The sequence below is a fragment of the Verrucomicrobiota bacterium genome, assembly GCA_016871675.1.
In the GTDB taxonomy this organism is placed as follows: domain Bacteria; phylum Verrucomicrobiota; class Verrucomicrobiia; order Limisphaerales; family VHCN01; genus VHCN01.
This window is the reverse complement of record VHCN01000081.1, coordinates 1-12,520: the sequence shown is the minus strand read 5'-3', so window position 1 is coordinate 12,520 and position 12,520 is coordinate 1. Positions and strand designations below refer to the sequence as shown.

16 protein-coding genes and 1 pseudogene are annotated in these 12,520 nt (G+C 66.0%); all 17 read left to right on the top strand.

Translation table 11 applies throughout. The features are described from left to right. The first annotated feature begins 494 nt into the window (after nucleotides 1-494). The 17 genes and pseudogenes from FJ386_13570 (at nucleotide 495) to FJ386_13490 (ending at nucleotide 12,520) form a co-directional block, all read left to right on the top strand. The gene (locus tag FJ386_13570) at nucleotides 495-1,259 is read left to right on the top strand and encodes an ABC transporter ATP-binding protein (protein ID MBM3877721.1); all 765 of its coding nucleotides are present in this window, start codon (nucleotides 495-497) and stop codon (nucleotides 1,257-1,259) included. 10 nt (nucleotides 1,260-1,269) lie between these two features. Next, on the top strand, nucleotides 1,270-2,046 hold the full coding sequence (locus FJ386_13565) for a hypothetical protein (protein ID MBM3877720.1): 777 nt from the start codon (nucleotides 1,270-1,272) through the stop codon (nucleotides 2,044-2,046). A 2-nt stretch (nucleotides 2,047-2,048) separates the two neighbouring features. After that, nucleotides 2,049-2,978 carry a hypothetical protein gene (locus FJ386_13560; protein MBM3877719.1) on the top strand — a complete coding sequence of 310 codons (930 nt, stop codon included), beginning with the start codon at nucleotides 2,049-2,051 and terminating at the stop codon, nucleotides 2,976-2,978. Continuing rightward, the gene (locus tag FJ386_13555) at nucleotides 2,975-3,286 is read left to right on the top strand and encodes a hypothetical protein (GenBank protein MBM3877718.1); all 312 of its coding nucleotides are present in this window, start codon (nucleotides 2,975-2,977) and stop codon (nucleotides 3,284-3,286) included. The genes FJ386_13560 and FJ386_13555 overlap by 4 nt, the downstream gene beginning before the upstream one ends. Next, nucleotides 3,283-3,666 (top strand): MerC domain-containing protein, encoded by a 384-nt coding sequence (locus FJ386_13550; GenBank protein ID MBM3877717.1) that lies wholly within the window; start codon nucleotides 3,283-3,285, stop codon nucleotides 3,664-3,666. Before FJ386_13555 ends, FJ386_13550 begins: the two co-directional genes overlap by 4 nt. A gap of 10 nt (nucleotides 3,667-3,676) precedes the next feature. Next, nucleotides 3,677-4,204, top strand: a complete 528-nt coding sequence (locus FJ386_13545; GenBank protein MBM3877716.1) for a hypothetical protein — start codon at nucleotides 3,677-3,679, stop codon at nucleotides 4,202-4,204. Next, nucleotides 4,039-4,644: a MerC domain-containing protein gene (locus tag FJ386_13540; protein ID MBM3877715.1), complete on the top strand. Its 606-nt coding sequence runs from the start codon at nucleotides 4,039-4,041 to the stop codon at nucleotides 4,642-4,644. The genes FJ386_13545 and FJ386_13540 overlap by 166 nt, the downstream gene beginning before the upstream one ends. Then, on the top strand, nucleotides 4,641-4,922 hold the full coding sequence (locus tag FJ386_13535; GenBank protein MBM3877714.1) for a nitrate reductase: 282 nt from the start codon (nucleotides 4,641-4,643) through the stop codon (nucleotides 4,920-4,922). Before FJ386_13540 ends, FJ386_13535 begins: the two co-directional genes overlap by 4 nt. A 3-nt stretch (nucleotides 4,923-4,925) precedes the next feature. Beyond that, the gene (locus FJ386_13530) at nucleotides 4,926-6,281 is read left to right on the top strand and encodes a GTP-binding protein (GenBank protein MBM3877713.1); all 1,356 of its coding nucleotides are present in this window, start codon (nucleotides 4,926-4,928) and stop codon (nucleotides 6,279-6,281) included. Beyond that, nucleotides 6,278-7,318 carry a hypothetical protein gene (locus FJ386_13525; protein ID MBM3877712.1) on the top strand — a complete coding sequence of 347 codons (1,041 nt, stop codon included), beginning with the start codon at nucleotides 6,278-6,280 and terminating at the stop codon, nucleotides 7,316-7,318. Before FJ386_13530 ends, FJ386_13525 begins: the two co-directional genes overlap by 4 nt. A gap of 90 nt (nucleotides 7,319-7,408) precedes the next feature. Further along, a complete protein-coding gene (locus FJ386_13520; protein MBM3877711.1) occupies nucleotides 7,409-7,726 on the top strand; it encodes a hypothetical protein in 318 nt (105 codons plus the stop codon). Between the two features lie 314 nt (nucleotides 7,727-8,040). Continuing rightward, on the top strand, nucleotides 8,041-9,189 hold the full coding sequence (locus tag FJ386_13515; GenBank protein ID MBM3877710.1) for a zinc ABC transporter substrate-binding protein: 1,149 nt from the start codon (nucleotides 8,041-8,043) through the stop codon (nucleotides 9,187-9,189). Between the two features lies 1 nt (nucleotide 9,190). Next, entirely contained in the window at nucleotides 9,191-10,063 is an 873-nt protein-coding gene (locus FJ386_13510; protein ID MBM3877709.1) for an ABC transporter ATP-binding protein, read from the top strand. Next, entirely contained in the window at nucleotides 10,060-10,884 is an 825-nt protein-coding gene (locus FJ386_13505; GenBank protein ID MBM3877708.1) for a metal ABC transporter permease, read from the top strand. Before FJ386_13510 ends, FJ386_13505 begins: the two co-directional genes overlap by 4 nt. Nucleotides 10,885-10,948: 64 nt before the next feature. Beyond that, nucleotides 10,949-11,581, top strand: coding sequence for a hypothetical protein (locus FJ386_13500; protein MBM3877707.1), 633 nt, complete (start codon nucleotides 10,949-10,951; stop codon nucleotides 11,579-11,581). 30 nt (nucleotides 11,582-11,611) lie between these two features. Then, nucleotides 11,612-12,301 (top strand): phytanoyl-CoA dioxygenase family protein, encoded by a 690-nt coding sequence (locus FJ386_13495; protein MBM3877706.1) that lies wholly within the window; start codon nucleotides 11,612-11,614, stop codon nucleotides 12,299-12,301. A 97-nt stretch (nucleotides 12,302-12,398) separates the two neighbouring features. Next, nucleotides 12,399-12,520, top strand: a pseudogene (locus tag FJ386_13490) (DUF1080 domain-containing protein).

The following is a 12,520-nucleotide window of genomic DNA, read 5'->3' as shown; positions in this document are numbered from 1 at the left end:
GACTTCAACCGGCTCCCCGCCGGCCGCGCTCCGCCGATGGCCTGACGCATTCGCCGTCACGTCCACCATCGGTAATGAAGGTCGGGGCTTTCCCGGCCTGATGCGGAGTCAGTCAACGAAGTTTCTCCAACCAAGCACGGGCCCGATAGGCCGCCACATCTGCCACCAGAATTGTCCCTCGGATGGGTTTTCATGGGTTGCCCATCCCTTCTGCGAGGAAAACGGTGGTCGCCGGGTTATGACTTTCCCCGGCGGCCACCCCTCCCGCAGCCGGCGGTTCACAAGGCAGATGGGCCATCCAACGGGCACTCACTCATGAGCTTTCATCCACTTCCACCGCCCGACCGCTGTGGCGCAGAGCCATTGCTCGCAGACCGGGTCGCAGGGGTGCCGCATGGCCGTCCTTCGCCATGTTTGGCACGCACCATCCCTGCGGCCTGTCCCTGCCTTGTTCTGCGCCACTGCCGTCGGGCGGGACCGCTCTCGAGCCGACCATGAGTGAGGTCATCCAAATCGAGCAACTCCTCGTCACCTACCGCGACCCGCAGACGCGTGCGACGCGCACGGCCGTGGACCGGCTCACGTTCTCCGTGCGGGCGGGCGAAGTGTTCGGCTTCCTCGGGCCCAACGGCGCGGGCAAGACCTCCACGATGAACGTCCTGCTCGGCTTCACGCCTGCGCAGGGCGGCGCAGCCCGCATCTTCGGTGTGGACGTGCGCCAACCCATCGCTCGGCAACGCATCGGCTACCTGCCGGAGATGACTTACTACTACAAGTTTCTCACCGCCGAGGAACTGCTCCGTGCCTACGGCCGCATTTTCGGCTTGCCGGAGAGCGAAATCCGCCGGCGCACCGACGAACTGCTCGCGCTGGTGGAGTTGGAACCCGCGCGTCGCCGGCTCATCCGCACTTACTCGAAGGGTATGCAGCAGCGGCTCGGCCTCGCGCAAGCCCTGCTCAACCAGCCCGACCTCCTCATCCTCGACGAGCCGACCAGCGGCCTCGACCCGCTCGGGCGCATGAAGGTCCGCGAAATCATCCTGCGCCAGAAGGCCGCCGGCAAAACCGTCTTCTTTTCCTCGCACGAACTGGGCGAGGTCGAGTCCGTCTGCGACCGCGTCGCGATTCTCCACCAAGGCCAGCTCCGCGCGCTGGGCACCGTCGCCGAGGTCAGCCAGGGCGACGCCGGGAGTTTGGAACAAGCCTTCCTCCGCATCATTGGCTGGGAAAATCCCGCCCTCGCCGCTGTTGCGAAATGAACTCCCGCTGATGACTGCCACCCTCGCCATCGCCCAGCTCGTGCTCTTGGAACTGCTCCGGCGCAAGGACGTGTATGTGCTCTTTGTGCTCACCGGGTTGGTCACGCTCGTGGCCGGCGCGGCAAACATCTTCGAGGACACGCGCGTGGTGCGCTACGTGAAGGAGATTTGTCTCACGCTCATCTGGATTTCCGGATTCGTGCTCGCCGTCACCACCGCCGCGCGCCAGCTCCCGGCCGAGCGCGAATCCCGCACGCTCTTCACCTTGCTCGCCAAGCCCGTGAGTCGCTGGGAATTCCTCGCCGGGAAATTCCTCGGCTGCTGGCTCGCGTGTGGTGCCGCGTTGCTCGCGTTCTATCTCTTCTTCGGCATCGTCACCGCCTCGCGTGAGCGGGCCGTGGACCTCGCGGGCTGGTTCCAAGCCGCCTCGTTGCAATGGTTCATGCTCGCCGTGCCCATCGCGCTCGCGCTCGCCGGGTCGCTCGTCTGGGCCGCCGCCTCCTCGAACACCACGCTCACGCTCGTGGGCTGCTTCGGCATCTGGCTCCTCGGCCGGCACCTGCACAAGGTCGCGCTTGGACTGCCTGAGCCGGGAGCCACGCTGCTCACCCTGCTCTACTTCGCCATCCCGCACTTGGAGCTCTTCGACGTGCGGGACCTCATCATCCACCGCTGGCCACCAGTGCCGTGGCTGGTGTGGCTGGGCGCGCTGCTCTACGCGGCCGCCTACACCGGGCTGACCCTCACCGCCGCGTGGCTGCTCTTCCGCCGCCGCCCGCTCAACTGACCATGGCCCGCGCGCTCATCCCCATCCTGTTCCTCGTCAGCCTCGCGCTGGTGACGAGCCTGGAGCCGTGGTTTCAATCCTGGCAAGGCAACCGCGCCCAATCAGCCGACCTCATCGCCGTGCTGCTCGGCGACGCCCGCCGCGCCTTCGCGAACCACTTCTTCATCAAGGCCGACGCCTACTTCCACAGCGGCTACTACCCGAGCATCTTCGACAACCGCACCGCCTTCCAAACGCCCCATATGGCCGCCGATGCCGGCGCGAAGGAGGACAAGAACTCCGGCGATGAAGACAACTTCCTCGGCCCGCCCAAGGACTGGATTGATGCCTTCGGCCGTCGCTTCAAGCCAGCGACGCACACCCACTTGGACCAGGGCGGTGCGCACACCCAATCCCAAAGCGCCGCGTCGAAAGAAATCGAACTGAGCGAAAGCCAGGACGTGCGCGAAATCCTCCCTTGGCTCCGTGCTTCCGCCGCGCTCGACCCGCAAATGATCGAGACCTACACCACCACCGCCTACTGGCTGCGCCAGCGCATGGGCAAAGTAGCCGAAGCTGAATCTTTCCTGCGCGACGGCCTCCGCGCAAATCCCGACAGCCACGAAATCCTCTTCGAGCTCGGCCGTATCGCCGACGAACACCGCAAAGACCCCACCCGCGCCCGCAACTTGTGGGAACTCGCCCTCACCAAGTGGCAGAAATTCGAGCTCACGAAGAAAGCGCCGGACACCTTCAGCCTCCTGCAGATTGCCTCGCACCTCGCCCTCCTCGCCGAACGCGAATCCCGCTGGGACGAATGCCTGCAGTACCTCGGCCTCTGGAAAGCCGCCTCCCCGCAGCCCGACGAAATCGAAAAACGCATCACCGAAGTCCGGCAGAAAATCCCCGCCGCAAACCACGCGAAGCCGCAGACCCCGAACCCCAAACGATGAACATCAAACTCCTCACGCCCTTCCTCGCCCTCGCGTTGTCCTTGTCCGCCTGCAAGGACAAGCACGCCGACCACGACCACGCCAAACCCGGGGACGGCAAAAAGGCATCCGCCCACAAACACGAGCACACGCCCCCGCACGGCGGCCCGCCCGTCGTCCTCGGCGAGGAGGAATACCACCTCGAGTTCGTGCGCGACGCAGCCGCCGGGAAGCTCCAGTGCTACTTGATGGACGGGCACATGGACAAGTTCGTCCGCATCGCCGCCCCGGCCATCGAAGTCACCGCCATGGCTACTCAGACTGCATGAAGAAACCCTCCTATCGTCCCGCCGCCGACACCCTCGGCATCGCCGCCTCCAGCGTTTGCGCCGCCCACTGCATCCTGCTGCCGCTCGCCGTCGCCTTGTTACCCGGCGTGCTGGCCCGATTCGTCGCCGGCCCGTGGGTGCATGGCGGGCTAGCCTGCGTCGTCGTGGTCACGAGCTTGGCCGCGTTCATCCCCGGCTGGCTCAAACACGGCGAAGCCCGCGTGTGGCGCTGGGCGCTTGCGGGACTGGGCTGCGTGCTGGCGGCCCGCTTCGAGGCCGAGGGCGCGGCGGAGATGGTGCTCACCTCGATTGGCAGCGTGCTGCTCATCGTCGCCCACCGCCTCAACCACTCGCTGAGTTATTGGGCCGACCGTGACTGAACCTTACGCCATGCAATCTGCCGCTGACACCGTCCCTTGCGCGTGCGCACCAGCCTCCGCGCTGGGCGCGGGCGTGGGCGCGTTGCCGGCGGCGACCTTGGCCGCGCGACGCGACTGGGCCTTGGGCCTCTGCCAGACGGCACGCCTCACACTCACGGCAACCCGCCGGGCGGTGTTGGATTTTCTCTGTGCGCGCGCTGCTCCCATCGTGGTGGAGGTTTTGGTGCGGGACATCGTCGCGCGGACGCGGTGCCACTTCGTGAGCGTGTATCGCGCAGTGCGAAACCTCGAAGCGGCGGGCGTGCTGCGGCCGGCGGTGCTGGCGGGCCAGCGGGCAGTGCGGCTCGCGTGCGCGGGAGCGGATTACTTGGTTTGCGAACGGTGCGGCCAGGCGGCCGGTGTGGGAGACATCGGGGACTTGCGTTCCTTCGAAGCCCGTTTGGCGGCGCGCACGGGCTACCAAATTCAATACCACTGGCTGGAGTTCAGCGGCCTTTGCCACCGCTGCCATCGCCTCAACCAGATCCTCGCCGCGTGAACGCCCTTTCCACCACCTCCCCTGCCCCGCGCTGGCTGCGTCCGCTGGACCGCCTCGGCTCGGTGCTCTCCACCGCGTGCGCAGTGCATTGCCTGCTGATGCCACTGGTGGTGGCCGCGCTGCCGATGCTCGCCAGCGGGCCGCTGGCCAGCCGTGCGTTTGAGCGGGCGGCGTGTGGGCTGATGGTGGCGTTGGCGTCCTTTTGCCTGTGGCGCGGCTGCCGCACGCATGGGCGTTGGGGCCTTTTCATTTTGCTCGGCGGCGGCGCGGTAGTCACGCACGCGGTGCAGTGGTTTGGCCCCGACATCTGCTGCGCCAAGGAACGCGCCAATTGGACCGAGGCCCTCGTGATGTGCGTCGGTGGGCTCGCCATCGCCTCCGCGCACCTGCTGAACCTACGACTCATGCGCCGGTGTGACGGCTGCCCCGCTTGCTCATGAAGATCAACCTCCTCGACCCCACCCCGCGCCCCGCGCCCGACGCCGCTCGGATCGCCGAGTTGAAGGCGTGGGTGCGTGAGTTGATGCGCGTGGATGACTCCGCGCTGGTCGTCATCAACGAACTGGCCTGCGAAGACCCGGATTGCCCGGACGTGGAGACCAGCATCGTCCTCTCCCTCGCGCCAAAGGAGTATCTCACATTTTCCATTTCCAAACCCGCCGCCGACGTCACCCGCGCTGACCTCGTGCAGGCGCTCACTCAACCGCGCGCCCACTGATCCATGAGCACTCCCGATACCCGCATCCCCGTCACCATCCTCACCGGCTTTCTCGGCGCGGGCAAAACCACGCTGTTGAACCACATCCTCACCGCCCGCCACGGCAAGCGCATCGCCGTCATCGAAAACGAATTCGGCGAAATCGGCATTGATAACGACCTGGTCATCAATGCCGACGAGGAGGTCTTCGAGATGAACAACGGCTGCATCTGCTGCACCGTCCGCGGCGACCTCATCCGCATCCTCGGCAACCTCATGAAGCGTCGGGACAAGTTCGACTACATCCTCGTCGAGACCACCGGCATGGCTGACCCCGGGCCCGTGGCGCAGACGTTCTTTGTGGACGACGAGATCAAGGCGCAGTTCCGCCTCGATGGCATCGTGACCGTGGTGGACACGCGGCACGTCGTGCAACACCTCGGCGAGAGCAAGGAATGCCAGGAACAAATCGCCTTCGCCGACGTGATTCTCCTAAACAAGACCGACCTCGTGACGCCGGCCGAGCTGACCGACCTCGAAGCCCGCCTGCGCGGGATGAACGCCGTCGCCCGCTTCCACCGCACGCAGCAATCGCTCGTGCCCGTCGAGCACGTCGTGGGCATTCACGCCTTCGACCTCGATGCGAAGCTTGCTGTGGACGACGACTTCCTGCGCGAGGAACTGCCCTTCGAGTGGAGCGGCACCTATGCGCTCGCGCCGGGTGACTACGAATTGGTATTTCAATCCGGCCCCGACCCGGAGATGGGCCTGGTGGCGCTCAAGCTCGCGGGGTTGAACGAGGCCGACGCCACCGCCGCGCGGAAGGAAGCGCTCAAACTCTTCAGCACCCCCGGCGTGAGCGTGGTGGACGGCGCGGAGTTTCCGCCGCGCTGGGCGTTGCACAAACTTGTGTTCGCGCCGGCAGGCGGCGGCACCTTCCGACTGCGCGTCGCGGAACCGGGCCATTACCTGCTCTGCACGCAGCACATGCCGGAAGAATTCGCCATGGTCGTCCGCCGCGACGGCGCGCTGGTGGAGCCGGTCCACGCGACTGAACACGCCGCCGGCCACACGCACGACGACACCGTCAGCTCCGTGGGTATCACCGAGGAAACGCCACTGGACCCGAAGAAACTCAACGCTTGGATGAGTGAACTGCTCGCCTCTAAGGGCGCGGACATCTTCCGCATGAAAGGCATCCTGCACATCGCCAACACGCCCAATCGCTTCGTTTTCCAAGGCGTCCACATGCTCTTCGACGGCAAGCCCGACCGGGCGTGGAAGGCCGATGAACACCGTATCAGCCGGCTCATCTTCATCGGCCGCAACCTCGACCGCGCCGAGCTCACCGCCGGTTTCCGCAACTGCCTCGTCGCATGACCTTCCTGAGCGCGCAACCGCCTGCTTTCCGCTGCGACGCGTGGAGCGCGAACTGCGGCGAACATATTCGCAGCGTCGCGTGGTCCCCGGACAGCGCGCAAGTCGCCGCTGTCACAGCCGCAGGAGAACTTTGCTTGGCGGATGTGAGCGCCCGCGCGCTCGTCCATCGCGAACTGGCCCATCGCGGCGGGGCCTTGTGCGTGTCGTGGTCCAAGAACGGCGCGCTGGCCACCGGCGGCGAGGATGGCAGCATTCGCCTGTGGCAACCGGTCTCCTTCGCGCCCGGTCGTGAACTGGAGGGCGGCAGCAACTGGGTCGAGCACCTCGCGTGGTCGCCGCGCGGTGACTGGCTCGCCAGCGGCGCGGGTCGGCATCTGCGTTTGTGGCAGCCCGACGGTTCGCCGGGCCTCCGCTTTCCCGGGCACGAAAGCACCGTCGCCGGCCTGAGCTGGCGCAGCGACGGTGCGGTGCTCGCTACCGCGTGCTACGGCAAGGTGCGGCTGTTCCGCCCGGATGCCGATGAGCCGCCGGAAACACTCGCGCACAAGTCGCCTTTCGGCACTGTGGCCCTGAGCCCGCGCGGCCGCTACGTCGTCGCGCTCACCTTCGACAACTCGATGACCTGCTGGCGGCTGCCCTTCCGCGGGTCCGAGCCGTTGCAGATGAGTGGTTATCCCGCCCGCATCAAGACCCTGGCCTGGTCCGCGGACAGCGAATGGCTCGCCACGGGAGCCGGCCCCACCGCCATCGTTTGGCGCTGCTCCGGCAAAGGCCCGGCCGGCACCACGCCGCTCATGCTTACCACGCACCGCGGCGCGCTCACGGCGATGCAATTTCAAGGCAAAGGCACGCTTCTCGCCACCGCCAGCGCGACTGGCGAGGTCTTCATCTGGCACCTCGGCTATCCCGATGCGCCCGTGGCCCGGCACAACTTCGGCCAAGCCGTCAGCGCGCTGGCGTGGAGCGCCAACGACCAAACCCTCGCCGTCGCCGGAGCCGACGGCGCGCTCTCCGTGCTCCTCGTGCAACGCAAATGACTTTCGGCCGCGCGCGGCCAACCGATGTCCGCCCTTGGTGGGGCGGGCTGCTAGCAGAAAAACAAACAACAAACAAAGAAAGGACAACAGATGAAGAAGCAACTGAGCCTCGCCCTCGCGGCGGCGGTCTCGCTCACGGTCGCCAGCGTGTTCGCGGCGGAGAAGGAGCAGACCATCACCGGCAAAGGCATGTGCGCGAAGTGCGAACTGGGCCAGACGCCCAAGTGCCAGAACGCCATCCAAGTGACGGCGGCCGGCAAGACCACAACCTACCTCCTTGAGGACAACGCCGTCAGCAAGGCGTTCCACAGCAAGGTCTGCAAAGCCCCCGTGGAGAAGGTCACGGCCACCGGCACGGCGAAGACTGAAGGCGGCAAGCAATTGTTCACCGCCACCAAGATTCAGTAACCACTGACACCAAGCGGGGCGCGGCCACTGGCCGCGCCCCGCCCTTCCGAAAAATGCACCGCCGTCGCCTTGCTCCGGTTCACTGGCTCGCCATCAGCCTCGTGCTGATGGCGGCCCTGTTGACCGTGTTGGCGCTAACGACGAACCGGCGATGAAGACCCACCTGAACCCGCTTCTCTGCCGCCAGCTCACGGCCCGCCTCGCGCTGTTGGAAGAGAGGCGCGGCAATCTGCTGGCCGCCGTGGATTCCCTGCACAAGCTCCGCCGATTCTCCCCGTCCACCGCCGTCATTGACGGACGGCTGGCTGCTTTGAATGGACGACTTCGCGAAGCCGAAACGATCCCGCCCCGGTCGGCCGCCGGGGCTGCCGTCAGCCATCGACCATGAATTTCCATCCCACTCAATCAACTCCTGCATCATGAAACCAAACCAAACCCATCGCCGACGCCTGCTGCAAATCCTCGCCCTCACCTGTGCCCTGTCGGTGAGCCACACGGTCACGGCCGCCGAACCGCTCCGCGTGTGCGCCAGCACCACGGACCTCGACAGCCTCGCCCGCCTCATCGGCGGCGCGCGGGTGCAGACGTTCTGCTTCAGCAAGGGCAGCGAGGACCCGCATGAAATCGAGTTGAAACCCAGTTTCGCCAAGGAGCTGAACCGCGCCGACCTTTATCTCCAGGTCGGCCAAGGCATCGAAAACGCGTGGCTCGAAAAACTCATGCGCACCGTGAACAACGACGCGGTCAGACCCGGCAAGAAGGGCAACTTGAATCTCGGCCGCGCTGTCCGTCCGCTCGAGGGCGAGGCCGCCAACAACGCCCCCGGCAGCTTCCACGAAGACGGCAACCCGCACTACTTCCTCGACCCCCTCGAGGGTCTGCGCGCCGCGCGCGAAATCCGCGACAAGCTCACCGAGCTGCGCCCCGAGTGGAAAGCCGAGTTCGCCGCGAACCACGACAAGTTCCGCCAACGCCTCGCCGTGGCGCTCGTCGGCGAGGAATGCGCCAAGCAGGACGATGTCGAAAAGCTCGCGGTCGAATTCGAGAAGCTGAAGGACGCGGCGGCGGTGAAGGAATTCCTCACCCATCACAAGGTTGGCGGCTGGCTCGGCGCGTTCGCGGCGTATCGCGGTCAGTTCATCGTGGGTGATCACGACCTCTGGTATTTCTTCGCGCGCCGCTTCGGTCTCGAAGTCCTCGGCTACCTCGAACCCAGCCCCGGCGTGCCGCCCACCACGAAGCATGTGAAGGAACTCGTGGGCAAGATGAAGGCCAAGCAAGTGCGGGTGATTCTCAGCGCGCCCTACTTCGAGCGGCGCTTCGTGGATTTTGCCGCCAAGCAGTCCGGCGCGCGCCCGTTGCCAATGGCCCATCAGACCGCCGCCCGCGCGGGCACCGACGACTACTTCACGATGCTCAAACACAACGCCGACCAGTTGTTGGCCGGGCTTAAAGCCAAGTGACATGAGCACCCGCACGGACCAATTGCTCGCCACCGGCGCCGCCTCGCCCGTCAGCATCAACCTCGTCACCGCGCCACCGGCGACGGCCAGCGAGAAACCCGTCCTCTCCGCCGAGCAGGTCACCCTCGCCTACGGCCGTCGCGTCGTGCTGGCCGACGTGAACCTCGCCATCCGGCGCGGCGAGTTCTGGGCCTTCCTCGGTCCCAACGGCGAAGGCAAGAGCACGCTCATCAAGGCGTTGCTCGGCGCGGTGCAGCCCGCACGCGGAAAGATTTTCCTCCGCGCCGACTTCCAACGCCGCACCCGCCTCGCGCTCGTGCCGCAGGAATGCGAGGTCAACCCAAGCGTCCCGACCACCGTGCGCGAGTTCGTGCTCGGCGGCCTCGTGGGCATCACGGTCAACGGCCCTCAGCAGGACGCCCGGCTAAAGTGCGTGCTCGACCTCATGGCCATCACTCATCTGCGCGAGCGCAGCCTGTGGATGCTCTCCGGCGGCCAGCGCCAGCGCGCCCTGGTGGCCCGCGCGCTGATTCGCGACCCGCTGCTGCTCATCGTGGACGAACCGACCGCCGGCCTGGACCTCGCCGCCGCTGCGAGCCTCCTGGACGCCATCACCAGCCTGAGCCGGGACAAAGGCATCACCATTGTTTTCGTCACGCACGACCTGAGCATCGCCGCACAACACGCGACGCACGCCGCGCTGTTCCGCGGCGGAAAACTCACAGCGGGCCCGCTCAAGGAAGTCTTCACCCCCGCCAACCTCAGTCGCACGTTCGGCGTGCCCGTGGGTGTCCACCACGACGACCACGGCTGCGTGCATGTCGCAGTCGAGCGCCCAGCCGCCGCAAACCCCGTCCCGCCTTCGCCGCAATGATTTCCGAGTTCCTCAATTCCTGGTCGATGTTCGCGCCCTCGTATCTGGCGGCGCTCTTCGGCGGACTGCTGTTGTCCTTCCTGGGAGTCATCGTGGTGGCGCGGGCGCAGGTGTTCATCGCGGCGGCCGTGGCGCAGGCCTCGATGCTGGGCATCGCGCTGGACTTGCTGCTCGGCACCGGCCAGCCCGCCGCGTTTGCCGTGGCCTTCTCGGTCATGGCCGCGCTGGCCACCGGTTCGCGCGCACAACGGGGCGGCACCAGCCACGAGGAAATCACCGCGTGGATTTTCCTCGTGGGCGCGAGCGGCTCGATCCTGCTGCTCGCCAAGCACCCGAACGGCCTCAAGTCCGTGCAATCAACGATGGCGTCCAGCCTGCTCGGTGCGGCGGCAACGGACGTGGTCACGTTCGCCGTGCTCGCGGTTTTGGGTGGCGGGCTGGCGCTCGCGCAACGCCGCCGCCTCGTGCTCTTCATGTCCGACCCCGTGATGGCCGCCGCCATCGGGATGCGAGTGGGCGCATGGTCGCTCGGGCTGGCGGTGGCGCTGGGCTTGGGCACCGGGCTGGTCATCCGCTCGTCGGGGCTGCTCTTCACGTTCGGCTGCCTCGTGCTGCCCGCGCTCGTGGCGAAGAACTTGTGCCGCGAGGCGGGGACGATGTTTCTCGTCGCGCCCGCCGTGTGCCTCGGCAGCGTGCTCACCGGATTGATGCTGGCGAATTACCACGACTACCCGCCGGGCCAGGTCATTGTGACCGTGCTCGCCGCCTTGCTCGTCGGCGCGTGGGGATGGCGCGAGTTTCGCCTGCGGTTTGCTGGGTAGGTCCGAACTCGCCGGGAATTCAGCTTCTGCGCACACCAAGGCCGGGAAAGCGGCGTGGTTGCGAATGAGCGGGTTTCGTCGCCAAAGCGCTTCACTGCATCGGCAACATCAGTTCGACGCGCCTGCTGGCGCGAAGCCGCTGCCGTCCACGCTCGTGCCCTGCACGCAGGACCGCGACTTCCCCGTTTACGACTGGGCAGTGCGCCACGCCGCTGTCACCAAACTCACGGCGGACAAGCAGGCCTCGCTCGTCTTCATCGGCGACTCCATCACGCAGATGTTCGGCGGTGCGCCGCACGACCGCGGCCAGCCCGGCAAGGACGTGTGGGAGAAATTCTACGCCAAGCGCAACGCCGCCAACCTCGGCTTCGGCTACGACTACCTGGAAAACACCCTCTGGCGCTTGCGCCACGGCGAACTCGACGGGGCGAAGGCCAAGGTCGTTGTCATGCACATCGGCACCAACAACGCCGGCAAGAACACGCCCGAGGAAATCGTCGCCGGCGTCGGCGCCTTGCTCGACGAAATCCACCAGCGCCAGCCGCAGGCGCACGTCGTCCTCATGGCTATCTTCCCGCGTGGCCCGAAGCCCGACGCCATGCGCGCCAAGCTCGACACCACCGCCAAGGGCTACGAGATTTGGGCCGAGGCGCTGGAGCCAGTGCTGGTCAAGTTGCTGGGTGAATCAAAGCCGTAAGGAAGCTAGCGACATTAACGGTCGTCTTGTATGTCCACGAAGGGACTTAAAGAACAGTTGGACGCGGTCGGTTTTTGCCTGGTGCCACAATCCGTCACGGGCACGCAGGTTGGTGAACTTCGGTCGTCCGCTGGCGGGTTGAAGTCTCGTCATCGCGGTGGTGCTCGAAACCTGCTTCACGAGTTGCCGGTGGTTGCTGAACTCGCGACCGCGCCGGTAATTCTAGAGATGGCAGAAGCTGCTCTGGGCGGTGGAGCGTTTGCGGTTCGTGCCCTGTTCTTCGACAAGTCACCGGAGGCGAACTGGAAAGTGCCGTGGCATCAGGACACGGCCATTGCGGTTTCGGAACGCATCGAGACACCGGGCTACACCGGCTGGTCGGTCAAGGACGGCGTGCCGCATGTGCATCCTCCGGTGGAGATTCTCGACCGAATGATTGCATTGCGCGTCCATCTTGACGATTGCGGTCCAGACAATGGACCGCTGCGCGTGCTGCCCGGCTCACACCGACAAGGCAAGCTGTCGGAGGAGGAAACCAGACGCTGGCGGCAAACCACAACAGAAGTGAATTGTTGCTGCGCCGCCGGTGATGTGCTGGTGATGAGGCCGCTGCTCCTTCATGCGTCGTCTCCAGCCGTATCGCCTTCCCACCGGCGGGTGATTCATATCGAATTCGCAAATGTCCAGTTACCTCCCAGCTTGCGCTGGTTCGTCGCCTAAGGCGAAACTGCGCCGTTCTCAGAACCGCCCATTGGGCATACTGCCGATGAAACCGTTCGCCTCTCTTGTTCTCGCACTCACCGCATTGCATTCCACCTCCGCCGCGCCTGTCCCGCTCTTTGACGGCAAATCCCTCGCCGGGTGGGAGGGCGAGACGAACAAAGTCTGGCGCGTCCGCGAGGGCGTCATTGTTGGCGGGTCGCTGGAGGGGAATCCGCG